Genomic DNA, 23233 nt, shown 5'->3' on the forward strand with positions numbered 1-23233 from the left:
CCGCGATCACGCGGGCGCATTCGTCCTCTGCTATTCTCGGGTTGAACCGAGCGTGCGGCTCGGAAGTCGACCTGGAGTGCACGATGTCCAAAACCATTGCGATCCTCGCTCCCGGTGCCATGGGCAGCGCCGTGGCCCGCCTGCTCAGCGAAAACGGCGCACGCGTGCTGACGTCGCTGAAGGGCCGGAGCGAGGCGACGCTGAAACGGGCGGCAGACGCCGGCATGATCGGCGCCGAGGACGATGAGATTGCGGACGCCGACATCATCCTCTCGATCGTGCCGCCGGGCGAATCCGTCGCGCTGGCCGAACGCCTTGCGTCGCTGATCGTCCGGCGCGCGAAGAAGCCGATCGTGGTCGACTGCAACGCGGTCAACGTCGATACCGTGCAGCGGATCGAGGAGATCATCGGCTCGGCCCAGGCGCCCTTCGTCGATGCCGGCATCATCGGATTTCCTCCGCAGCCAGGCGGCAAGAGCCCGGCGTTCTACATGTCCGGTGAGGACGCCAAGGACGTCGCCGTGCTGAAGGACCTCGGCCTCGACGTGCGGATCGTCGAAGGCCCGGTCGGCGCGGCCTCTGCACTCAAGATGTCCTATGCCGGCATCGTCAAGGGCCTCGCCGGCATCGGCTCGGCCATGGTGATCGCGGCAACCAAGGCCGGCGCGGCCGATGCGCTGCGCGACGAGCTCGCGCTCAGCCAGCCTGCAATTCTGGCGCGCCTCGAAGTGGCGCTGCCGGACATGATCCCGAAGGCGTATCGCTGGGTCGCCGAGATGCGGGAGATTTCGGGATTCTTGGGCCCGGATCATCCGGCCAGCCAGATCTATGAAGGCTTTGCGAAGTGGTTCGAGCATCTCGCCGAGGATGCCAAGGGGAAGGCGATGGATGCCGCGCTGATGAAGGCGTTCGCGGCGAATGTCCCGAAGAAGGACTAGAGTCTACCCGCATTGCCCGATCTGTCGAATGTCTTGCGCCAAGACCTTGGGCTAAGACAGTGGTTGCGTCTCCGAGAACATATCGACGATCTTGTTGGTCATGCCGTCCACGATCAGCACCTGATCCTTCATCTTGACGTACATGTAATCGCGCAGCTCCGGCAATTGCGCGAGCACCTGCGCGGGTAGTCCTTGAGCATTGACGCCTTTTGGAAGTGTTGCGCCAACGGCAGGGGTAAAGTCCCTGGCAGGTTGGGTGGTCTTCAGCCGGAACTGGATCTCGTTATGCTCGGTCAGCACGGTCTTGCGGATCTGCTCGCGCTGCGTGTTGGTGAGGCTGAGTTTCGGCAGCGATGGATGTTGCGATATCGTTGTGCCGTCGCTCAATTCAACCGCACCTTGCCCACCCGGTTGCGCGAGCGATACTGCGGGCGCGCCGAGTAAAATTGCGAGCGCGGCGATGGTGGTGGGAGCCCTCATGGTCTGCTCCTTCCTGTCTGCGCCGCCCCTGAGCAATTAACGGGCCGATTGTGCGTTCCGTTCCGCGGCCGGGGGTCATGCCCCAGGATCAGGCTGCAGCAAGAGTTCCGTGCGTGCGCAGGCAATGACGGGAATGTACCAACTTGCCGAGCATCGCTTTCCCGGAGGCATTGCGCCGGCGACGGATCAGCGTGGATGAGCCCATATGCGCCAATGGGTCGGCTGAATGTCGGCGTGCGTTTTGCCCGATTGATCGACCAACTTGGATCCATCCTTGTGACAGGGAAAGGGGAGCGAGTGGACGATACCATCGAAGTCCAGCGCGCAGATTTCGAGATCCCCGTCTGAGGGAGCCGTCGAAGTGGACTGCCATTCGGTGGAGATGAACTGCATGATCTACCTCCAGCAGGGATGTGGGGGACAGTTCCAATATACTCTTTAGCACGAGTGTCCGTCCCTGAATGTGAGCCAGCTCGCAATGAAGCAAGGGAAATCGTATCCTTCATTGGGGCAATTGCATTGTCCTTGCCCCGGGCGCACGAGAGCCCTTCAGCCCGCACCGATCAACGGGATCGCTTCGTCCCGTTCGTACAGATAGAGCAGGCACCGCAACGCTTCGCCGTGCTCGCCCTTGAGCTTCGGATTGTCCTTCAGGATGCGCAGCGCCTCGTCGCGGGCCTGGGCGATGAGCTGGCCGTGCACCTCCGGGCGCGCGATGCGGTAGCCGGGCAGGCCGCTCTGGCGCACGCCCAGCACATCGCCTTCGCCGCGCAGCTTCAGGTCCTCCTCGGCGATGCGGAAGCCGTCGGTAGTCTCGCGGATCACCTTCAGCCGTGCCTTCGACATCTCCCCGAGCGGCTCGCCATAGAGCAGGATGCAGGTCGAGGCTTCCGAGCCGCGTCCAATGCGGCCGCGCAGCTGGTGCAGCTGGGCGAGGCCAAAACGTTCGGCATTCTCGATCACCATGATGGTGGCAGCCGGGACGTCGACGCCGACCTCGACCACGGTGGTCGCGACCAGGAGCCCGATCTCGTGGGTGGCGAACTGGCCCATCACTCGGTCCTTTTCCGTGCCTTTCATCTGGCCGTGGACGAGGCCGACACGTTCGCCGAAGCGCTTTTGCAGGCTCTCGAACCGTTTGGTTGCATTGGTCAGGTGCTCGGTGCCTTCGGCCTCGGATTCGTCGACCAGTGGGCAGATCCAGTAGACCAGCTTACCCGATTGCAGCGCGCGGCCGACACCCTCCATGACCTCGCTGATGCGGCTCATCGGCACCGCGCGGGTATCGATCGGCTGGCGGCCGGCGGGCTTTTCGCGGAGCTCGGAGATGTCCATGTCGCCGAAATAGGTCAGCACCAGCGTGCGCGGGATCGGCGTCGCGCTCAGCACCAGCACGTCGACGGCCTCGCCCTTGGACGTGAGCGCGAGGCGCTCGCGCACGCCAAACCGGTGCTGCTCGTCGACGATGGCAAGCGCGAGATCATGGAAGATGACGTCATTCTGGATCAGCGCATGGGTGCCGACGAGGAGATCGATCTCGCCCTCGGCGAGCTGAGTGATGAGCTCGCGGCGCTCCTTGCCCTTTTCGCGGCCGGTGAGGATCGCGACGCGCATGCCGGCGCGCTCGGCGAGCGGAGCGATGGTCTTGATGTGCTGGCGCGCCAAAATCTCCGTCGGCGCCATCAGCGCGGCCTGCTTGCCGACTTCGGCGACCGCGGCGGCAGCGAGCAGCGCTACGACCGTTTTGCCCGAGCCGACGTCGCCCTGGAGCAGGCGCAGCATGCGGACCGGCTGCTTCAGATCCTCCGCGATAGCGGCCGCCGCGCCACGCTGGGACGGCGTCAGTGCATAGGGCAGGGCGTCGATGATCTTGTTGCGCAGGTGGCCGTCGCCGGCATTGCGGACGCCGGCCGGCCGGCGCAGCTGTGCGCGGATCAGCGCGAGCGCGAGTTGACCGGCCAGCAGCTCGTCGAAGGCAAGGCGCGACCAGAACGGATGATCGGGCAAAATGTCCGTGAGCTCGACCGGCTGGTGCACACGCGTGAGCGCCTTCGCGACCGGGGGAAAATTGCAACGGCGCAGCACCTCGGGACTGATCCATTCCGGCAGAGCGGGGAGCTTCTGCAGCGCCTGCGCGATCGCGCGGCGGAGCGAGCCGAGCGCGAGCCCTTCGGTTAGCGGATAGACCGGATCGATGCCGGAGAGTTTTGAGATCGCCTCCTCGTCGAGCACGCGATCAGGATGCACGATCTGCGGAATGCCGTCATACATCTGCAGCGTGCCGGAGACGTAGCGCTTCTCGCCAACCGGCAGCAGCTTCTCGACATAGCCGGGCTTGGCGCGGAAGAAGGTCAGAACGACATCGCCGGTGTCGTCGCTGGCGTACACCAGATAAGGCGCGCGCGCGTTGCGCGGTGGAGGCGGGCGATGGCGATCGATGGTGACCTCCAGCGTCACCGTGGTTCCGACGGCCGCGTCGCGGATCTTTGGCCGGGCACGGCGGTCGATCACCTGGCTCGGCAGGTGCAAGAGCAGATCGACCAGCCGAGGCGTCTCGCTCCGGCTGAGCAGGTACTGCAGCAGCTTGTCCTGCTTCGGACCGACGCCGGGCAGGCTGGTCACGGGAGCAAACAGCGGATTGAGCAGGCTGGGGCGCATCAGACGAATCTAGGATCGTTTCGGCCCGTCATGCCCGGCTTTATGCCGGGCATCCACGTCTTTTTTCGTGCCCTGCGCTGGCAGCGGGCCAAAACAAATCAGGAGCCAAATCGAGGGCTGACACGATCCCCCCGAGTGGCTATATCACCCCCGCCCGGCACGTCCGGGCTTTCTGCGTTTGACTGGATTGAGACATGACGGGAACGACACGATCGAGCAGCGGCCTTGATGACCGCCGCAAGCGGCTTTTGTTCCGCTGCTGGCATCGCGGCACGCGCGAGATGGACCTGATCCTCGGCCGCTTCGCCGATGCCGAGATCGGTAATCTGTCCGACGCCGAGCTCGGCGAGCTCGAGCGCCTGCTCGAGGTCAACGATCCCGATCTCTATGCCGCCATCACCGGCGACAAGATGCTGCCGGCCGACGTCACCGGCGCGCTGTTCGCCCGCATCAAGGTCTATCCGATCGCGGACGGCAACGCATGAAGCAGGGCATGAAATCTCCGGCCGAGCTGCTCGCGCCCGGCCGCGCGCTCACGTTTGCCAATGTCGCAGAAGGCGCGGAAGGCCTCGTTGTCTCCGATCTCGCCCGCGCGATCGCGGCGCGGCCGAAGAAACCGGCGGTCAGCCTCGCAGTGGTCTGCCGCGACGGCGGGCGCATGCAGCAGCTCGAACGCGCGCTGCAATTCTTTGCGCCCGATCTGCCGGTGCTGACCTTTCCGGCCTGGGACTGCCAGCCCTATGACCGCGTCTCGCCGCATGGGGGCATTTTGGCCCAACGGCTGACAACGCTGGCGAGGCTGGCTTCGCTCACCGGCAGCGACAAGCCGCTGATCGTGCTGACCACGGTGAACGCCGTGGTCCAGCGCGTGCCCGCGCGGGAGCTCGTCGCCGCGCAGGCGCTGTCGGTCGCGCCGGGCAATGTCGTGCCGATGGACACCGTCGTCGCCTGGCTGGAGCACAACGGCTACAACCGCTCCTCCACCGTGCGCGAGCCCGGCGAATACGCGGTGCGCGGCGGCATTCTGGACCTGTTTCCAGCCGGCCTCGAGCAGCCGGTGCGTTTCGACTTCTTCGGCGACAGCCTGGAATCGATCCGCTCCTTCGATGCCGAGACCCAGCGCACGCTGCTCGACATGCGCTCGCTCGACCTCGTGCCGGTCTCCGAGTTCCAGCTCGTCACCGATACCATCCGCCGTTTCCGCATGGGCTATGTCGCCGAGTTCGGCGCGCCCGAGCGCGACGATGCACTGTACGAGGCCGTCAGCGAAGGCCGCCGCCATCCCGGCATGGAGCACTGGCTGCCGCTGTTCCAGGACCGGATGGACACGCTGTTCGATTATCTGCAAGGCGCGACTGTTGCGATCGAGCCGCAGGCCGAGGACGCCGTGCGCGAGCGGTTCAAGCAGATCCTCGACTATTACCAGGCCCGCCGCGAGGCGATGGAGCATCCCGGCGGCGGCGCGATCTATAAGCCGCTGCCGCCTGATCGGCTGTACCTGACTGACGAGGAATGGACCAAGCGCCTTGGCGAGATCCCGCTGGCGCGGCTGACGCCATTTTCCGTTCCCACCGACGGCACCAGCGTCGTCGACGCCGGCGCTCGCAAGGGCCGCGACTTTGCGCCGGAGCGCAACGACACCACGGTCAACGTGTTCGAGTCCGTGGTCAGCCACGTCATGGCGCTGCAGGCGCAGCGCAAGAAGGTCGTGATCGCGCTCTGGACCGAAGGCTCGCGCGACCGCATGAATTCGATGCTGCGCGACCACAAGCTGGCCCATACCACCAGCGTCAACAGTTGGCGGACGGTGCAGGCGACGCCGCGCAACGAGACCATGCTCGCCGTGCTCGGCCTCGAGAGCGGTTTCGAGACCGACGAGATCGCGCTCATCAGCGAGCAGGACATTTTGGGCGACCGCCTGGTGCGGCCGCGCAAGGTGAGCCGCAAGCTCGACAATTTCATCTCGGAGGTGACGAGCCTTGCCGCCGGCGACATCGTCGTCCATGTCGAGCACGGCATCGGCCGCTTCATCGGCCTGCAGACCCTGGACGTTGCCGGTGCGCCGCATGACTGCCTCGAACTGCATTATGCCGCCGAGACCAAACTGTTCCTTCCGGTCGAGAACATCGAGCTCTTGTCCCGCTACGGCTCGGACCAGACCACGGTCGAGCTCGATCGTCTGGGTGGCTCTGGCTGGCAGACCCGCAAGGCAAAACTCAAGAATCGCATCCGTGAGATCGCGGGCGAGCTGATCAAGATCGCTGCCGAGCGCATGCTGCACGAGGCGCCGAAATTGCCGGTGCAGCAGGGCCTCTATGACGAGTTCTGCGCGCGCTTCCCCTACGACGAGACCGAGGACCAGTTAGGGGCCATCGAGTCCACGCTGAAGGATCTCGAAAAAGGCCGCCCGATGGATCGCCTGATCTGCGGCGACGTCGGCTTCGGCAAGACGGAGGTCGCGCTGCGTGCTGCCTTTGCCGTCGCACTCGACGGCAAGCAGGTGGCGGTCGTGGTGCCGACCACGCTGCTCGCGCGCCAGCACTACCGGACGTTCAGCGAGCGCTTCAAGGGCTTCCCGGTGAACGTCGCGCAGGCCTCACGTCTGATCCCCACAAAACAGCTCAACGAGGTCAAGAAGGGCATTGCCGACGGCTCCGTCGACATCGTCGTTGGCACCCATGCACTGCTCGGCAAGACGATCAAATTCCGCGACCTTGGCCTCCTCATCGTCGACGAGGAGCAGCATTTTGGTGTCAGCCACAAGGAGCGGCTGAAGGCGCTGCGCGCCGAGGTGCACGTGCTGACGCTGTCGGCGACGCCGATCCCGCGCACGCTGCAGCTGGCGCTGACCGGTGTGCGCGAACTCTCGATCATCGCCTCGCCGCCGGTCGATCGCCTCGCAGTGCGCACCTTCGTCGCGCCGCATGATCCGCTGATGATCCGCGAGGCGCTCTTGCGCGAGCGCTATCGCGGCGGCCAGGCGTTCTATGTGGTGCCGCGCATCGACGATCTCGCCGAGGTCAAGGATTTCCTCGACAAGAACGTGCCGGAGATGAAGGTCGCGGTCGCGCACGGCCAGATGCCGCCGGCCGTGATCGAGGACATCATGACCGCGTTCTACGACGGCAAGTTCGACATTCTCTTGTCGACCACCATCGTGGAATCCGGCCTCGACATCCCCAACGCCAACACGCTCATCGTGCACCGCGCCGACATGTTCGGCCTCGCACAGCTCTACCAGCTCCGCGGCCGCGTCGGCCGTTCCAAGCTGCGCGCCTACGCGCTGTTCACGCTGCCGGCGCAGCAGAAGATCACCGCGCAGGCCGAGCGCCGGCTCACCGTGCTGCAATCGCTGGAAACGCTGGGCGCGGGCTTCCAGCTCGCCTCCCACGACCTCGACATCCGCGGCGCCGGCAACCTGCTCGGCGAAGAGCAGTCCGGCCACATCAAGGAGGTCGGCTTCGAGCTTTATCAATCGATGCTGGAGGAGGCGATCGTCAATCTCAAGGCCGGCGTTTCCGAGCCCGCCGCCGACCGCTGGTCGCCGCAGATCACTATCGGCATGCCCGTGCTCATTCCGGAGGACTACGTCGGCGATCTCTCGGTGCGGCTGTCGCTGTACCGCCGTCTTGCCGATCTCGACACCGAGGAGGAGATCGAGAATTTTGGCGCCGAGATGCGCGACCGCTTCGGCGTGCTGCCGGACGAGGTGCGCTATCTGTTCAAGGTCGCCGCCATCAAGGCGTTCTGCCGACGCGCCAATGTCGAGAAGATCGACGCCGGCCCGAAGGGCGCCGTCATCGTCTTCCGCGACAATTCCTTCGCCTATCCCGATCGCCTCGTCACCTTCATCCGCAGCCACGGCCAGGCCGCCAAGGTACGGCCCGATATGAAGGTGGTGTTCCTGCAGGATTGGGAGACGCCGGAAGAGCGTCTCGCCGGCACCACGGAGATCATGCGGCAGCTGGCGCAGCTCGCCGAGAGCAAGAAGGCGGCGTAGGGACGGAGCGAGATCTCGTATGTTGGGCGAAGCGTGCCCACCACAGTCGTCGTTAGAGAAGATGATGGGCACGGCGCAAGAGCGCCTTTGCCCACCCTACGATAGCAGTTACGACGCCGCCCGCGACGCGTCGGCGGAGAGCCGGGCCAGCAGCGACCTTGCCGTATCCGACGGCGACAGCGAATCCACGCTGACTACGGGATCGCTGCGCATCTCGTGCTTGCCATTGGACGTGTGCCGCATCACCGCGGACAGGCGGCGGGCGATCATGTGAGCGGTGCGGAAGTCGGTCTCCGCGAACACGACGATGACGGAGCCGTCCTTCTGCGCTGCGCCAAAATCCATCTGCCGCATCAGGCGGCTGAGGATGCGCGCGGCATCGAGCTGGGCGCGGGAATTGCCGGGCTCGAAGGCGAAGCGGGCGACCGAGAGGCCGCCGCCGCGAGCGAGCGTCTGCTCGACCGCCTTGGCGAAATCGCGGGCGAAGGCTTCCACCGTGAGCAGGCCGCTGCGTGGATCGAGCCAGCCGCCGGCATCGATTGAGCGCAGCGTGCGGCTCAGCTGCGCTTCCATCGCGTGCTGGCGGATCAGCGGCAGCGCGTTGGCCGCGACCGTGGCCGGCTCGCCCTGGATCAGCTCGAGATTGGGCAGGTCGTAAGTTTGCGTCAGCTGATGCGCGGTGACGACCACGGGCAGGCTGCGGAAGCGGGTGTCCTCCGCGAGCACCGTGAGGAAGGCATCGGTCACGCGCGCGGTAAAACCTTCGGCGAGCACGACGCCGTCGAGATCGCGGGTGTTGAGGTGCTTGGCAGCGGCCTCGATCGAGAGCGCGCCGACCACGCCGACGCGCTCACCCAGCGCGACGGAGAGCGCGGGATAGGCCGCGCCGCGACCGATCAGCAGCACGGTGGCGTCGCGTGCGGGATCGCCCTCCGGCAGCGCGACCTTCGCTTCCGGCAGCCGGCGCAGCACCGTTGCATGCAGTGTGCGCACGCGTAGTGCGGCACGGAGCCGCGCGATCAGGCGGTCGGGATTGCTGCCGCGCGAGGAGAAGGGCAGGGCGTTGTGCGGCAGCATGCCCGCCGCATCCAGGGCCACGAAGGGAACGTAAGGCGATTGATCGGCGATCTTCCTTGCAAGGAGCGCCAGATGCGGTTCGTGTCCGGCATGCATCGCAGCGAGGACCGCGGCCGGCTGCACCGCTTCGACCGCGCGCGCCGCGCTGGCCCAATCGCTGTCGACCACGGGAAAGAGCCGGGCCTCGTCCAGCGCCGCCACGAAGGCCGGGCGCTGGGCATCGGACACAAACAGGATCGGGCCCGCCTGGGACATCAAGAGACTCAAGATCGCGCAACAGATGCCGCGCAATCTAGTCCGGTCGCCTTAATGCTGCGTCAATGGCACCGGCGAAACTGTGCTCAAGCAGGCCCGGAGCGGTCGCGAAAAGCCTCGACCATCAGGGGGTTAAGCCCAAGTTCGCTGAGTGCCTCGCGGGCGCGCGCATTGTCCTGGGCCCTTCCTGCGAGCCGGTGGCCGGAAAGGCGGTCGGGCAGCGCGGTGAGCAGAGCGCCCTGGCCGAGCCGGCGCGCCCATTCCTGGAGGTCGTTGGAGAGGAAACGGTAGCCGCCGACGGCCATGATGCCGGAGGGCGGCGCGGTGATGCAGATCGCGCCGGTGGCACGGTCGAGCCGGGCGGCATAGCCGGTGTCGACATAGTCGCGCGGCGGCTGCGCCGTCAGCGTCTCGCCGACCGGCTGTGGCGGGGCATAGGCCGCGATCGGCACCATCGCGCCGCGCAGGCCAAGCGTGCCCTTCGGTGTCAGCAGGATCTCGCCCGCGATGGAGGAGCCTGACTGCTCGCGCGGGGCGCCGTGCGGCCCGGGCATGACCGGCACGGGCATGCCGTCCTCGCCGCGGCGGGCGCCGAACAGTCCGGCTTCGCCGAACAGATAGACGTCGGTTAGCGGCGCATGCGGCGCGATCCAGGCATCGCTCGCCGCGACCTGCTCCGGCGCGCGCCACAGTCCGATGACGTTGCGCAAGCTCGGCATCCGCGCCGCGAGGTCGGCATCGCCGAGCCGCAGCGCGAGCTGGGCCGGCGCGATCAGCACCTCGCATTCATGCTCGTTGATCTGCTGCTCCAGCACCTCGTTGTCGAAGGGATGATGCAGCGCCAGCGTGCCGCCCGAGAGCAGCCACACCGCGAGGGAGGAGGCGAGGCCCGCAAACGACATCGGCGTGAATGCCGCCATTACGGTTGCGCCTTGCTTGATGTCGGCTTCGAGTGACATCGCGAGGCCACCGGCGATCAGGCTGAAATGCGGCCGCGGCACCGGCCGAAAGCCTTCGGCGGTGACGTCGAACGAGATCATCGCCGCCTTGCGGCCGTCCTGGATCACGGCGCGCGTGGTGCCGGGCGGGCGGGCCAGAACGTCATCTAGCGAAGCCATGCCTTCGGGCAGATTGCCTCCGAATCCGTAGACATGACGGATCGAGAACGCCTCGGCGGCGGCGTGCATCGCGAGGTCGGCATAGCCGACGCCGTCGACCGTGCTCATGGTAACGATGGCGCGCGCCGCAGTGCGGTTGAGCGCCGCAGTCAGTTCCGCGTGCCGCCACAGCAGCGGCAGCACGGCGACGACGAGGCCGGCACGATGGGCGGCGAGCACGGTGAGCACGAACTCGACCGTGTTGGGCAACTGGATCGCGATGACGGAATTGGCCGGCAGTCCCGATTCTACGAAATGCGCCGACAGTGCCTCGATGGCCGTGTCGGCCTCGGCATAGCTCATCCGCCGCGGCTGATGTCCGGTGACGCGCGCCTTGTTGAGAGGATCGAGCAAAGCGGTTGCGTGCGGCTGCCGCATCAGCGTGCGCTGAAACAGCGTGTCGAGCGTCGGCGATATTGCTGGCTGGTTCACGGCGTCACTTTGCTTGATGAGCTTGCGGCTGCCCCTTCGACCACCAGGTCTCCGGCAAATAGCCCGAGAGCGAGGTCGCCTTGGGCCGTTCTATCCGATTCCAGCGCGCGATCCATTGCTCCGATACGTTAAACAGCGGGATTGTATAGAAGCCCGCGATCAGGGCGCGGTCGAGCGCGCGCACCGCCGAGACGAAATCCGTACGTTCACGGGCTTCGAGCAGGGCAGCGATCATGGCATCGACCGCGGGATCCCTGGCGCCCATGTAATTGCGAGTGCCGGGATTGTCGGCGGCGGCGCTGCCCCAATAGAAATACTGCTCGTTGCCGGGCGACAGCGATTGGTCCCAGCGGTTCTGGATCATGTCGAACTCGTAAGCGAGCCGGCGCTGGTCGAACTGCACGGGATCGACCGAGCGAACGCTCGGCTCGATGCCGGCGCGCTTGAGGTCGCGCTGGAACGCAAGCGCGATGCGCTCCTGGTCGCGGGTCGTGACCATGATCTCGAAGGTGAAGGGCGCCTTGGTCACGCGATTGCGCAGTACGGTTCCGTCGAGATCGTAGCCGGCTTCCGACAGCAGCTTGAGCGCGGCGCGCAGCGTGGTGCGATCGCGCCCGGAGCCGTCGGTGACCGGCAGGCGGTAGCTGCCGTCCATGACGTCGGGCGGAATCTGCGCGGCGAAGGGCTTCAGCAGCTCATGCTCGCGCGCATCCGCGGGGCGGCCATAGGCCGACAGCTCCGAGCCGGCGAAATAGCCGGCAACGCGCGAATAGAGGCCGAAGAAATAGTTGCGGTTGACCAGCTCGAAATCGAACAGCAGCGTCAGGGCCTGTCGCACGCGGATGTCGGCGAAGATCGGACATCGCGTGTTGAACACCAGGAATTCGGAAGGCTGCGGCACGCCGGGCTTGATGGTGTCGCGGAGCACCTCGCCGCTTCTGGCGGCCGGAAAATCGTAGCCGTCGTGCCAGCGCAAGGGCTCGTTCTCGACCCGGAAATCGTAGAGGCCGCGCTTGAAGGCCTCGAACTGACCGTTGGCCTCGCGAAAATAATCGAGCCTGATCTCGTCAAAATTGTAGAGCCCGCGATTGATGGCGAGGTCGCGGCCCCAATAATCGGGATTGCGCGTGAGCGTCACGCTGGCGCCCGGCTTCACCGCGGTCACGCGATAGGGGCCGGAGCCGACCGGCGCCGTCAGCGTCGTCTCTTCGAAGGTCGCGACATCGACCGCGTGCTTCGGCAGAATCGGCATCAGGCCGAGGATCAGCGGCAGCTCACGGTCGTTGGCGCCGGTGAGGTCGAAGCGGACGGTGAGGGGATCGGGCGCCTCGGCCTTGGCAACTTTGGCGTAGTACTGCCGGTGATTGGGACGGCCGTGGTCGCGCAGCAATTGCCAGGAAAACAGCACGTCCTCGGCTGCTACCTGCTTGCCGTCGGAGAAGCGGGCGCGGGGATCGAGGCGGAACGTGACGAAGCTTCGCTCGTCATCGGTTTCGACCGTCCTGGCGAGCAGGCCGTACAGCGTGAACGGCTCATCCTGGCCGCGCGCCAGCAGGCTCTCGACGACGTAGCTGCGGACCGGCTGCACCGCCAATCCCTTCACGATGAATGGGTTGAGGCTGTCGAAGGTGCCGAGAATGCCCCAGGTCAGACGGCCGCCCTTGGGAGCATCGGGGTTGGCGTAGGGCATGTGGGTGAAATCGGCCGGCATCGCCGGCTTGCCGTGCATGGCGATGGCACGGGCCTCCTCGGCGCGGGCGCCTGCCGATAGTCCGGTGGCCACAGCAAGGGCGAGGACGCAGCGGCGGACGCCGGAGCCCTCGAGAAGGCGCAGGAACATGAACATCGGCACACAGTGATTCGGGGACCCGCGGACCTGAATCCTATCACAGGGATTTTGATGGAGCGTTGCCCCCAGGCCGGCCAAAGACGGTTGTCGGCATTGATCTTTTCGTCGGCCACGTTAAGAAGGCACCCAATCGCGCAAGAGCGCCGAGCCCGTCACTTATCCGCCTCAATTGACGGGGAGAGAGCCGCGCCCAAGGCGGCTAGGTTCGGTGCTTCGGAGCGGTTCGGGCACTTCCCGTTCAGAAAGGGTTTTCCGCAATGAATTTCTGTTACTTGGCCGCGTCCGTCCGGCCGCGCGGGCGACTTCTCGCCCTGTTGACGGCGACGGCGTTGGCCGTTCCGTTTGCCGCCCAAGCCCAGACCCCGGCGCCGGCCCCCGGCGCGCCCGCCGCGCCAAAGGCCGCCCCGAAAGCGGCTCCCAAGGCTGCTCCCAAGGCTCCGGCGCCCGCAGCGTCTCCGCAGGCCCAGCAGGCTCCCGCCCAGGGCGCTCCGGCGCAGCAGGGCGCGGCTCAGCCCGCCGACCAGCAGATCCAGCTGATCTACGCCCCCTGGACCAAGTTCTGCCTCAAGGGCCAGGACGCCAACGCCAAGCAGGTCTGCTTCACCGGCAAAGACGGCCGCATCGAATCGGGCCAGCCGGTCATCGCGGCCGTGATCATCGAGCCCGAAGGCGAGCCCAAGAAGATCCTGCGCGTGACGCTGCCGCTCGGCATGCAGCTGGTGCACGGCACCCGTATCATCGTCGACAACAATCCGCCGCTACAGCAACCCTATGTGATCTGCTTCCAGAACGGCTGCATGTCCGACTACGAGGCCACGCCCGAGCTCATCAACAACATGAAGAAGGGCCAGAATCTCGTTGTCCAGGCGATCAATGCCAACGGCGCGCCGCTGACCCTGCCGCTGCCGCTCGCCGGCGAATTCCAGAAGGCCTATGACGGTCCGCCGACCGATCCCAAGGTGTTCGAGGAAACCCAGAAGAAGCTCCAGGAAGAGCTTCAGAAGAAGGCCGAAGAGCAGCGCAAGAAGCTCGAGCAGCAGGGTGGCGCGCCCGGCGCATCTGCGGCTGGTCAGAAGTAATCACATCTCAACATGAAAAAGGCGCTCGGTTCGAGCGCCTTTTTTGTTGCCGCTTGCTGACGGCGAATTTCAATTCAGCGAGGGATTGCGCGGGCGATAGCCGCCGGCCTTGTCCTTGATGAAGATCTCGGCAACCTGGGAATGCCGGACCGGCTCGCCGGAATCGTCCGGCAACAGGTTCTGCTCCGAGACATAGGCGACGTATTCCGATTCCGCGTTCTCCGCGAGCAGATGGTAAAACGGCTGGTCCTTGTGGGGCCGCACCTCCTCGGGAATCGACAGCCACCACTCCTCGGTGTTGTTGAATTCCGGATCGATGTCGAAGATCACCCCCCGGAACGAGAAGATCCGGTGGCGAACGACCTGTCCGATCTGGAATTTCGCGGTCCGCGCTTTAATCATCCCCCGTCGATAGACCAGGATTGTGGCCGATGCTAGTGCCCACATCTGGAATTAACCTTCGTTTCCGGGGCGGATAGCCCCCAAGACTTCAGAAAACACTTCATCAATGGTCGATATCCTCAATCTAGCGCTGCCTTATTTCGGCTTGATCTTCGTTGGTTTCGCGTGCGGCAAGGTCAAGTCCCTCCCGGAATCGGGCCTCGCCTGGATGAACTTCTTCCTGCTCTATGTGTCGCTGCCGGCGCTGCTGTTCGCGATCATGTCGAAGACACCGTTTTCGGAATTGAATAATCCGCCGTTCCTGGTGGCGACCACGCTGTCGACGGTCGCGGCGTTCACGCTGGCGCTGGTCGTCGGCAAGCTGCTCGGCGGGCTGACCTTGCGCGAAGCGACGCTCGCGGGCCTCTCCGGCGGCTACGGCAATATCGGCTATATGGGGCCGGGTCTGGCGCTCGCGGTGCTGGGGTCGAAGGCGGCGGCGCCGACGGCGCTGATCTTCTGCTGTGACAGCATCTTCCTGTTCACGATCGTACCACTCCTGATCGAGCTCTCCGACCGCGATCATCCCTCGCTCATCCACGCCTTTGGCGTCGTGCTGAAGCAGATCGTGCTCAATCCGCTGATCATGTCGGCCTGCTTTGGCGCGGCGGTCGCAGCGCTTCATATCGAGCTGCCGGTCGCGCTCGACCGCACGATCACCTTCCTCCAGAACGCAGCCGCGCCTACCGCGCTGTTCGTGCTCGGCGTGACCGTGGCGCTCCGCCCGTTCGATCGGGTGCCGTGGGAGGTGCCGGGCGTGATCGCGGTCAAGCTGCTGATCCATCCGCTCACGGCGTTCGCCTTGATGCTGGCGTTCGGCCCGTTCGCGCAGCCCTGGGCCGCCACCGCCGTGCTGATGGCCTCGCTGCCACCCGCGCTGAACGTGTTCGTGATCGCTCGGCAGAACGATGCCTGGATCGAATCCGCTTCCGTGGCGGTGCTGCTGGGAACGTTCGCGTCCGTGGTCACGCTGACCAGCGTGATGTGGGCGATCCAGACGGGAAGGCTGGCGTTTCCGTGAGGGCTCGATGTCCACCTCTCCCCGACGGGGAGAGGTGGGATTGCGCAGCAATCCGGGTGAGGGGACTGTAGCTATTCGCGAGACCGTAAGCCCCTCACCCGGATCGCATCTTCGATACGATCCGACCTCTCCCTATGGGAGAGGTGTTCGAGCGCTCCGGCTGGCATTTACTTCGTGACTACCTGCGCCAGGTCGGCGTCAGGCCTTCGCGCATCGCAAAGCGACGGAGCGGGCCGATGGCGCCGAGCAGGTGCATGCCGACGGCGCGGACCGGCTGGAGCGGCAGGAAGTCGTTGAGCAGTGAGCGGTTGGCCATGTCGATCGCGAAGGTGCGGCTCAAAATGTCCGGCCGCCGTGCGCGGTCGTAGCGATTCAGCACCTCGTCGGTGCCGGGATCCTGCCTCGAGGCGATGGCTTCGCCCGCGAGCCGGGCCATGTCGGCGGCATCGCGCAGGCCGAGATTGAGGCCCTGGGCGCCGATCGGCGGAACGACATGGGCGGCTTCGCCGATCAGCGCGATGCGGTCGCGGCCGAAGGATTTTGGACGTTCGATCGCGAGCGGGAACAGGTTACGGCCGGGCTCGACCGTCATGCGCCCCAGAATCGAATGCGACTGCTTCTCGACCGCAACGGACAGCTCCTCGTCGCTCAAGCCGCGGAGCCGTTCGGCCTCCGCAGGCGCCGAGACCCAGACGACGCTGGAGCGGTTGCCGGGCAGGGGCACGAACACGCAAGGCCCGTGCGGCGTGTGGAACTCGGTCGAGACATTGCGATGCGGCCGGGCATGGCCGACGTTGAAGGTCAGCGCCGTCTGGTTCAGCTCGCGCCGCGTCACGGCGATGCCTGCGGCCTTGCGGCACAGCGAGTGCCGGCCGTCGGCACCGACAACCAGGCGGGCCGAGAGAAACTGTCCGGAGGCCGTGCGCACCGCGAGGTCGTCGGCTTCGATGACGACGCTTTCGGCCTCGTCGTCGAAGCGGACGAGGTTGGCCAGCTCAGCCGCGCGCGCTTCCAGCGCCAGCATCAGCGAGCGGTTGTCGATGTTGTAGCCAAACGCATCGAGGCCGATTTCGTGACAGGAGAAGCGGACCTCCGGCGCGCGGAACAGCCGGCCGGTGTCGTCGACGAGACGCATGACCTCGAGCGCTGCCGCCTTGTCCTTGCAGCGCGGCCAGACGTCGAGCATTCCCAGCAGGTCGATGGAGGCACCGAGCAGCGCGGTGGTGCGATTGTCGGCGTAGGGCACGCGCCGCGCCACCAGCGCGGTCCGTGCACCCGCTTGCGCCAGTGCGATGGCCGCCGCAAGTCCCGCCGGTCCGCCGCCGATCACGGCCGTGTCATGGAGTGTCGATGCATCTGTCATGGAACGACATTTGACACGGCGCGCGGCAAATTCAAGCCCGCTGATTTTGTCTGATTTTATGACGAATTATGCGATCGTGCGCCGCAATGGTGGATGTGCAAACCGGCCGCATTCTGATAGCAGAAGCCATGGACACGCAGCAGGATTCCCTCAAGCCGAGACCGGCGATCCGCGCCGCGGCCTTCTCGGTGCACATCTTCACCGCGTTCGGTGCGGCGGTCGCGCTCTTGGCGATGCTGGAGGCCGTGCGCGAGCACTGGGCGGCGATGTTTCAATGGCTCGGCGTCGCGCTGATCATCGACGCGATCGACGGGCCGATCGCGCGCCGGCTCGACGTCAAGAACGTGCAGCCGAACTGGTCGGGCGACGTGCTCGATCTCGTGGTCGACTTCGTCACCTATGTGTTCGTGCCGGCCTATGCGATTGTGGCGAGCGGGCTGTTGCTGCCGATCGCAGCTCCCTTGCTCGGCATCGCCATCATCGTCACCAGCGCATTATATTTCGCCGATCTGCGCATGAAGGCCGACGACAATCATTTCCGCGGCTTCCCGGCGCTGTGGAATGCGGCGGCGTTCTACCTGTTCCTGCTGCATTGGCCGCCGCTCTGGTCGACGCTGCTGGTGGCCGCGCTCGTCGTGCTGACCTTCGTGCCGTTCCACGTGCTGCATCCGGTCCGCGTGGTGCGGCTGCGCTGGCTGACGATGTCGCTGATCGCGATCTGGGCGGTGCTCGGCCTCTACACGCTGCAGATGGATTTTCGCGTCGGCACCGGGGTGACCGTCGCGCTCTGCGCCATCGCGCTCTGGATCAGCTTCAGCGATGCTTTCATCCGCTTGGCGAGATCCTTCGCGTGATGCACCTGCTGACCAGCCCCGAAGCCTGGGCGGCGCTGCTGACATTGACGGCGCTCGAGATCGTGCTCGGCATCGACAACGTCATCTTCCTGTCGGTGATCGTCTCGCGCATTCCGGAGCGGCAGGCGCACCGCGCCCGCCAGCTCGGGCTGGCGCTGGCGCTGGTGTTCCGCATCATCCTGCTCAGCCTCCTGGTGTGGCTGATCGGCCTGACCGTGCCGGTGTTCTCGTTTGCAGGTTACGACTTCTCCTGGCGCGATCTCATCCTGATCGGCGGCGGCCTGTTCCTGATCGCCAAGGCGACGCACGAGATTCACGGCGAGGTCGAAGCCGATGACGGGCAGGCCGGCGAGAGGTCTGCCGGCAGCGCATTCTTCTGGGTGATCGTCCAGATCGTGATCATCGATATCGTGTTCTCGCTGGACTCGATCATCACTGCGATCGGCATGGCCCAGGACATCGAGATCATGGTCGCGGCCGTCGTGATCGCTTGCCTGATCATGTACATTTCGTCCGGGCCGGTGTCGCGCTTCGTCGCGGAGCATCCAACCACGAAGATGCTGGCGCTGGCCTTCCTGGTGCTGATCGGCGTCGCGCTGGTTGCGGACGGGTTCAAATTCCACATTCCGCGCGGCTACATCTATTTCGCAATTGCGTTCTCGGCGGCGGTGGAATTCTTCAACGTGCTGGCCAAGCGCAACCGCAAGAAGGCGAGCAAGCGGTCGGCCTAGTCGTTCCCGTGGGCGTCGAGTTGACAAGGCGGGCGCGATGTCTTTCGCTTAAGCCTTGGAGAAAGGGAGGTCAGGTGATGACCAAAGCCATCCGTGTGCACAAGGTCGGAGGCCCCGAAGCCCTGGTCTATGAGAGCGTCGACGTGCCGGCGCCTGGGCCGGGCGAGGTGCGTATCCGCCAGCATGCGGTGGGTCTCAACTTCATCGACGTCTATTACCGCACCGGCCTCTACAAGGCGCCGGCGCTGCCCTTCATCGCCGGCAATGAGGCTTCGGGCGAGGTGGTTGCGGTCGGGGCCGGCGTCACCAATTTCCATCCCGGCGACCGCGTCGCCTATTACCACAATCTCGGCGCCTATACCGGCGAGCGCAACATCCCCTGGGAGAAGCTGGTCAAGCTGCCCGACCACATCACCCACGAGCAGGGCGCCGTGCTGATGCTGAAGGGGCTCACCGTCTGGTATCTTCTGCACAAGACCTTCAAGGTCGAGCCGCACCATCGCGTGCTGATCCATGCCGCGGCCGGTGGTATCGGCTTGCTTGCCTGCCAATGGGCGAGGGCGCTCGGCGCGCATGTCATCGGCACGGTCGGCTCGCGCGAGAAGGCGGAGCTTGCAGAGGCCAATGGCTGCGACCACGTCATCCTCTATAACGAGGAGGATTTTGTTGCCCGCGTGAAGCAGATCAGCCGCAACGAAGGCTGCGACGTCGTCTATGACGGCGTCGGCAAGGCGACCTTCCCGGGCTCGCTGTCGTGCCTGAAGCCGCGCGGCATGTTCGTCTCATTCGGCAATGCCTCAGGCCCGGTGCCGCCGTTCTCGATCGCCGACCTCAATAGTCACGGATCGCTGTTCGCGACCCGGCCGAAGCTCAACGACTATATCGGCACGCGCAAGGAGCTGCTGGAAGGCGCCGACACGCTGTTCGCCGCCGTCATCAACGGCAAGCTGCACGTGCCGATCAACCACGCCTACGCGCTGAAGGACGCGGCGAAGGCCCATATCGATCTCGAAAGCCGCAAGACCACGGGCGCGTCGATTTTGAAGCCGTAGGTGCTGCTTGATTGCCCGATCGAAACGATGCTACACTCAGGGGTAGAGGATGCCACAGTGAATTTTGCGAACGCACGAGTCCTGAATCGAATGCCCCGGCCTCACCGCAAGGAGGTTTACCGGAGGGGATAGCGCGCGCTTGGTGCGTCGAATGTAAGCTGAATCCAGCCCTCCCGGTCCGTGCGGGAGGGCTTTTTCGTTTCAGCGGATTCAGCGCCACTTCAACGCGAAGGAGCGCTTCCCATGACCAAGATTCTCATCACCAGCGCGTTGCCTTATGTCAACGGCGTCAAGCATCTCGGCAATCTCATCGGCTCGCTGCTGCCAGCCGACGTGCACGCACGGTTCAGGCGACAGGTCGGCGACGAGGTCCTGTTCATCTGTGCGACGGACGAGCACGGGACACCGGCCGAGCTCGCTGCGCTGAGAGCAGGCGAGGAGATCGGCGCCTTCTGCGCTCGGCAGCATGCCATCCAAGCCGATATTTATCGGCGCTTCGGCCTTTCGTTCGACTATTTTGGTCGAACCTCGTCGCCGCAAAATGCGACATTGACGCAGCATTTCTATCGTCGGCTCGATGCGGCCGGGCTGATAGATGAACGCGAATTGCAGCAGGTGTGGTCGCCGGTCGATCAGCGCTTCCTGCCCGATCGCTACGTGCTGGGGACCTGCCCGCATTGCGGGCACGGTGAGGCGAGGGGTGATCAGTGCGACGGCTGTGGCGCGTTGCTCGATCCGGATGAATTGATCGCGCCGCGTTCGGCCTTGTCGGGTGATACCTCCCTTGAGATTCGCTCGACGCGACATTTGTTCCTGCGCCAGTCTAAATTGGTCGAGAGATTGCGTGGCTGGATTGATCAACGTTCCGATTGGCCTGCCTTCGTGGTTTCGACCGCCAAAAGCTGGTTGACCGCGGAGCTCCAGGATCGCTGCATAACCCGCGATCTGGCCTGGGGCGTTCCGGTCCCGCGCGCCGGCTTCGAGAGCAAGGTGTTCTACGTCTGGTTCGATGCGCCGATCGGCTATATCGCCGCCACGCAGGAATGGGCGGCGGCCGCGGTCGATCGCGATTGGCGGCGCTGGTGGTGGCAGGCCAAGGATGTCAGATACATCCAGTTCCTTGGCAAGGATAACGTGCCGTTCCATGCCGTCAGCTTTCCGGCGACGCTGCTCGGGTCGGGTGAACCTTGGACGACTGTCGACGTCATCAAGGGCTTTCACTGGCTTACGTACGAGGGAGGCAAATTCTCGACCAGCGCACAGCGCGGCGTTTTCACCGACGCAGCCTTGGAGGAATTGCCAGCCGACCTGTGGCGATGGTGGCTGATCGCCAACGCGCCAGAAAGCGCCGATACCGACTTCTCCGTGCAGCGCTTCGTCGCCGACGTGAACAAGGATCTCGCCGACGTCTTTGGCAATCTCGCCAACCGGATCATCAGCTTTTCGCATGTCGCCTTCGACGGCCGTATTCCGGAGGGCGGCGAGCCTTCGGCACTGGAGCTCGAGTTGGGGGCCGAGTTCGACCAGAGAATCGTCTCGCTACGCCGCCATCACGAAGCCCTGGAATTTCGCGCAGCCGCCGCAGAAACCCGCGCGATCTGGCGCGCGGCGAATGCTTATCTCCAGCAGGCAGCGCCTTGGACTGCGATCAAGTCCGACCGTCTCAAGGCCGCGGTCGCAACGCGGACGGGCCTGAACCTTGTGCGTTTGTCGGCGGTACTCGCATGGAGCATCATCCCTGAACTGTCGGAGAAGGTCTTGGCTGCTTTCGGCCGCGGTGGCGTTGTCCCGGATTGGCCGATCAAACCGTGCGGTGAGTTGCTCGATGGTGACGCCGGCAATCCGGTCGCGAAGCTTGCTCCGATCGTCTCAAAGATCAGCGCCGATAAGACGGGGCACCTCGCAAGGCGCTTTGGCGTGGCATGAGACGAGGCGGCACGGCAGTGCAGCGTCCCGCCGTGCCGATCAACCAGGCCTACGCGCTCAAAGGCGTCGCGAAGGCCCATATCGATCTCGAAAGCCGCAAGACCACGGGCGCGTCGATTTTGAAGCCGTAGGTGCTTCCGACGTCATCCGCTCTCGTGTCCCGGACAAGCTGCAATGCGCGAGCATTGCAGCGCTGAGCCGGGACCCAGACGCCGCGCATTATGCGGAGAGATGGGCCCCGGCTCTGCAGCGCATCGCTGAAGAAGCGCTGCGCTGCGTCCGGGGCACGAGACAGACCTCACGCCACCCGCCTTGCCGCGCCGGCCTTGGTCAAAATCCCGTCGAGACAATCGATCATCTCGCCGATCTCTCCCTTCGTGACGTTCAGCGCCGGCATGAAGCGCAGGGTGTCGACTTGCGGAGCGTTCAGCAGCACGCCAGCTTCGAACGCCTGCGCGACGATGCTTGGCGCGATCGGCAGCTTGAGATCGAGCGCGAGCAACAGCCCGCGGCCGCGCACGCCGCCGAGGCCATGCCGGGCCGAGACCTTCTGCAGCTCGCTCTCGAGCAAGAGGCCGGTCTCGGTGACCGCCTTCAGGAAGTCGGGCTTCTTGACCTCCTCGAGCACCGCAAGTCCCGCCGCGCACATGATCGGGTTGCCGTTGAACGTGCCGCCCTGGTCGCCATGCGCGAAGCAGGAGGCGCGTTCGGTCGCAAGCAGGGCCGCGAGCGGCACGCCGCCGCCGATGCCCTTGCCGAGCGTCATGATGTCGGGCGCGATGCCAGCGTGCTCGTAATGGAAGAGTTTTCCGGTCCGGCCCATGCCGGTCTGGATCTCGTCAAAAATGAGCAGCAGGCCGTGCGCCTCGGTGAGCGCGCGCAGCTCTTGCAGGAACGGGTCGCTCGCCGGCCACACGCCGGATTCACCCTGGATCGGCTCGAGCATCACGGCGACGGTGTTGTCGTTGATCAGCTTCTCGACCGAGGCGATGTCGTTCAGCTTCGCCTTCTTGAAGCCGGCGACCTTCGGCTCGAACAGCGGCTCGAACGCCTTCTTGCCCGAGGCCGACATCGTTGCCAGCGTCCTTCCGTGGAAGCCGCCTTCGAAGCTGATGATCTCGAACGCGCCGTTCTTGTGCAGGCTGCCATATTTACGCGCGAGCTTGATCGCGCCTTCATTGGCTTCAGCACCCGAGTTGGTAAAGAACACCCGATCGAACGCACTGTTCTCGACAAGTGCCTGCGCGAGCTTGAGGCTCGGCTCGTTGTAGAAGGCCGGGCTCGGCGTCAACAGCCGCTTGGCTTGTGCGCTAAGCGCGTCGGCGATCGCGGGCGGCGAGTGGCCGAGGCAGTTCACGGCCCAGCCCTGCACGAAGTCGAGATAGCGCTTGCGGCTGTCGTCCCAGAGGTAGGAGCCGGCGCCGCGGACGAACACGGCCTTGGGCCGTGCGGTGATGTCCATCAGCGCGTCATACGGATGGGTGGCGGTGGTCATGTCGAACTCCTCTGGAGGCGGGTGGAAAACGGGCGCGAAAAGCAGAAAGGCCGCACCTTGCGGGTGCGGCCTTCTCGAAAACTTAAGCTGAATTCAGCGGTTCAGCGGCGTCGTCGGACATGGCGCACCCTCTCATCGTCGCGGAAGCGACGACGGAGCATTTCGGTGCGCAGGTTGGTCCGAGCGTTGATCATGGGGCGCGTCCCTACAGCCGAATGGCAGGACTTGTCAAGCGGAGGCTTTGCGCAGCTCTCGTTGAGCGTGTGCCCCAGCATACGGTGAATGAGCTGGAAGGGACTCGCAGTTCGTCGATGGTCCGGCTAGAAACCATCGCGTCTCTGCCGCGTTTGTGATCAAAGCACGCGATTTGGTTCGAACCGGACGCAACTCGGCTCAGACCAAGAGTGGCGGGACCAACGAGACAG

General features: G+C 65.1%; 18 protein-coding genes and 1 pseudogene. 10 read left to right on the top strand and 9 right to left on the bottom strand.

The features are described 5' to 3' along the window. Positions 1-83 precede the first annotated feature (83 nt). Positions 84-938 carry a DUF1932 domain-containing protein gene (locus tag P6U29_RS21200; protein WP_407112104.1) on the top strand — a complete coding sequence of 285 codons (855 nt, stop codon included), beginning with the start codon at positions 84-86 and terminating at the stop codon, positions 936-938. Positions 939-989: 51 nt separating this feature from the next. Here P6U29_RS21200 and P6U29_RS21205 read toward each other — a convergent pair whose 3' ends face one another. From P6U29_RS21205 to recG, 3 genes are all read right to left on the bottom strand, one after another. Continuing rightward, entirely contained in the window at positions 990-1418 is a 429-nt protein-coding gene (locus P6U29_RS21205; protein WP_407112105.1) for a DUF1236 domain-containing protein, read from the bottom strand. 186 nt (positions 1419-1604) lie between these two features. Then, positions 1605-1811, bottom strand: a complete 207-nt coding sequence (locus P6U29_RS21210) for a hypothetical protein (protein ID WP_407112106.1) — start codon at positions 1809-1811, stop codon at positions 1605-1607. A 156-nt stretch (positions 1812-1967) separates the two neighbouring features. Beyond that, positions 1968-4076 (bottom strand): ATP-dependent DNA helicase RecG, encoded by a 2109-nt coding sequence (recG, locus tag P6U29_RS21215; RefSeq protein WP_407112107.1) that lies wholly within the window; start codon positions 4074-4076, stop codon positions 1968-1970. Positions 4077-4270: 194 nt separating this feature from the next. Here recG and P6U29_RS21220 point away from each other — a divergent pair, with 194 nt between their 5' ends. Further along, entirely contained in the window at positions 4271-4561 is a 291-nt protein-coding gene (locus P6U29_RS21220; protein WP_407112108.1) for a succinate dehydrogenase assembly factor 2, read from the top strand. Then, positions 4558-8076, top strand: coding sequence for a transcription-repair coupling factor (mfd, locus tag P6U29_RS21225; protein WP_407112109.1), 3519 nt, complete (start codon positions 4558-4560; stop codon positions 8074-8076). Before P6U29_RS21220 ends, mfd begins: the two co-directional genes overlap by 4 nt. Positions 8077-8184: 108 nt before the next feature. Here mfd and P6U29_RS21230 read toward each other — a convergent pair whose 3' ends face one another. The 3 genes from P6U29_RS21230 to P6U29_RS21240 form a co-directional block, all read right to left on the bottom strand. After that, the gene (locus P6U29_RS21230; protein ID WP_407112110.1) at positions 8185-9408 is read right to left on the bottom strand and encodes a GGDEF domain-containing protein; all 1224 of its coding nucleotides are present in this window, start codon (positions 9406-9408) and stop codon (positions 8185-8187) included. 86 nt (positions 9409-9494) lie between these two features. Continuing rightward, positions 9495-10997: an AMP-binding protein gene (locus P6U29_RS21235; RefSeq protein ID WP_407112111.1), complete on the bottom strand. Its 1503-nt coding sequence runs from the start codon at positions 10995-10997 to the stop codon at positions 9495-9497. 4 nt (positions 10998-11001) lie between these two features. After that, on the bottom strand, positions 11002-12843 hold the full coding sequence (locus P6U29_RS21240; protein WP_407119383.1) for an extracellular solute-binding protein: 1842 nt from the start codon (positions 12841-12843) through the stop codon (positions 11002-11004). A 260-nt stretch (positions 12844-13103) separates the two neighbouring features. Here P6U29_RS21240 and P6U29_RS21245 point away from each other — a divergent pair, with 260 nt between their 5' ends. After that, a complete protein-coding gene (locus P6U29_RS21245) occupies positions 13104-13925 on the top strand; it encodes an invasion associated locus B family protein (protein ID WP_407112112.1) in 822 nt (273 codons plus the stop codon). A 69-nt stretch (positions 13926-13994) separates the two neighbouring features. On the opposite strand, the gene hspQ is transcribed toward P6U29_RS21245, so the two are convergent. Next, positions 13995-14327 carry a heat shock protein HspQ gene (hspQ, locus tag P6U29_RS21250; protein ID WP_008564941.1) on the bottom strand — a complete coding sequence of 111 codons (333 nt, stop codon included), beginning with the start codon at positions 14325-14327 and terminating at the stop codon, positions 13995-13997. A gap of 106 nt (positions 14328-14433) precedes the next feature. On the opposite strand from hspQ, the gene P6U29_RS21255 reads away from it, so the two are divergent. Continuing rightward, entirely contained in the window at positions 14434-15387 is a 954-nt protein-coding gene (locus P6U29_RS21255; protein ID WP_407112113.1) for an AEC family transporter, read from the top strand. 178 nt (positions 15388-15565) lie between these two features. Here the strand turns inward: P6U29_RS21255 and P6U29_RS21260 are convergent, their stop codons facing one another. Continuing rightward, positions 15566-16750 (bottom strand): UbiH/UbiF family hydroxylase, encoded by a 1185-nt coding sequence (locus tag P6U29_RS21260; protein WP_407112114.1) that lies wholly within the window; start codon positions 16748-16750, stop codon positions 15566-15568. An 86-nt stretch (positions 16751-16836) separates the two neighbouring features. Between P6U29_RS21260 and pcsA the strand changes: the two genes are divergently transcribed. From pcsA to P6U29_RS21285, 5 genes and pseudogenes are all read left to right on the top strand, one after another. Continuing rightward, on the top strand, positions 16837-17604 hold the full coding sequence (pcsA, locus tag P6U29_RS21265) for a phosphatidylcholine synthase (RefSeq protein ID WP_407112115.1): 768 nt from the start codon (positions 16837-16839) through the stop codon (positions 17602-17604). Further along, positions 17601-18335 carry a TerC family protein gene (locus tag P6U29_RS21270; RefSeq protein ID WP_407112116.1) on the top strand — a complete coding sequence of 245 codons (735 nt, stop codon included), beginning with the start codon at positions 17601-17603 and terminating at the stop codon, positions 18333-18335. The genes pcsA and P6U29_RS21270 overlap by 4 nt, the downstream gene beginning before the upstream one ends. A 77-nt stretch (positions 18336-18412) precedes the next feature. Then, positions 18413-19387 (top strand): quinone oxidoreductase family protein, encoded by a 975-nt coding sequence (locus P6U29_RS21275; RefSeq protein WP_407112117.1) that lies wholly within the window; start codon positions 18413-18415, stop codon positions 19385-19387. Positions 19388-19630: 243 nt separating this feature from the next. Further along, complete coding sequence (gene metG / locus P6U29_RS21280; protein WP_407112118.1) at positions 19631-21313, top strand: methionine--tRNA ligase; 1683 nt, start codon at positions 19631-19633, stop codon at positions 21311-21313. A gap of 32 nt (positions 21314-21345) precedes the next feature. Further along, a pseudogene (locus P6U29_RS21285) lies at positions 21346-21444 on the top strand (quinone oxidoreductase); the annotation flags it as partial. Positions 21445-21611: 167 nt separating this feature from the next. On the opposite strand, the gene P6U29_RS21290 reads toward P6U29_RS21285, so the two are convergent. Continuing rightward, entirely contained in the window at positions 21612-22808 is a 1197-nt protein-coding gene (locus P6U29_RS21290) for an acetylornithine transaminase (protein ID WP_407112119.1), read from the bottom strand. Between the last annotated feature and the right edge of the window lie 425 nt (positions 22809-23233).

It is taken from the genome of Bradyrhizobium sp. LMG 9283 (assembly GCF_045571415.1).
GTDB lineage: Bacteria > Pseudomonadota > Alphaproteobacteria > Rhizobiales > Xanthobacteraceae > Bradyrhizobium.

Coding starts and splice junctions, on each gene's coding strand:
- P6U29_RS21200 (WP_407112104.1), top strand. CDS start 84: ATGTCCAAAACCATTGCGATCCTCGCTCCCGGTGCCATGGGCAGCGCC.
- P6U29_RS21205 (WP_407112105.1), bottom strand. CDS start 1,418: ATGAGGGCTCCCACCACCATCGCCGCGCTCGCAATTTTACTCGGCGCG.
- P6U29_RS21210 (WP_407112106.1), bottom strand. CDS start 1,811: ATGCAGTTCATCTCCACCGAATGGCAGTCCACTTCGACGGCTCCCTCA.
- recG (WP_407112107.1), bottom strand. CDS start 4,076: ATGCGCCCCAGCCTGCTCAATCCGCTGTTTGCTCCCGTGACCAGCCTG.
- P6U29_RS21220 (WP_407112108.1), top strand. CDS start 4,271: ATGACGGGAACGACACGATCGAGCAGCGGCCTTGATGACCGCCGCAAG.
- mfd (WP_407112109.1), top strand. CDS start 4,558: ATGAAGCAGGGCATGAAATCTCCGGCCGAGCTGCTCGCGCCCGGCCGC.
- P6U29_RS21230 (WP_407112110.1), bottom strand. CDS start 9,408: ATGTCCCAGGCGGGCCCGATCCTGTTTGTGTCCGATGCCCAGCGCCCG.
- P6U29_RS21240 (WP_407119383.1), bottom strand. CDS start 12,843: ATGTTCATGTTCCTGCGCCTTCTCGAGGGCTCCGGCGTCCGCCGCTGC.
- P6U29_RS21245 (WP_407112112.1), top strand. CDS start 13,104: ATGAATTTCTGTTACTTGGCCGCGTCCGTCCGGCCGCGCGGGCGACTT.
- hspQ (WP_008564941.1), bottom strand. CDS start 14,327: ATGATTAAAGCGCGGACCGCGAAATTCCAGATCGGACAGGTCGTTCGC.
- P6U29_RS21255 (WP_407112113.1), top strand. CDS start 14,434: ATGGTCGATATCCTCAATCTAGCGCTGCCTTATTTCGGCTTGATCTTC.
- P6U29_RS21260 (WP_407112114.1), bottom strand. CDS start 16,750: ATGACAGATGCATCGACACTCCATGACACGGCCGTGATCGGCGGCGGA.
- pcsA (WP_407112115.1), top strand. CDS start 16,837: ATGGTGGATGTGCAAACCGGCCGCATTCTGATAGCAGAAGCCATGGAC.
- P6U29_RS21275 (WP_407112117.1), top strand. CDS start 18,413: ATGACCAAAGCCATCCGTGTGCACAAGGTCGGAGGCCCCGAAGCCCTG.
- metG (WP_407112118.1), top strand. CDS start 19,631: ATGACCAAGATTCTCATCACCAGCGCGTTGCCTTATGTCAACGGCGTC.
- P6U29_RS21290 (WP_407112119.1), bottom strand. CDS start 22,808: ATGACCACCGCCACCCATCCGTATGACGCGCTGATGGACATCACCGCA.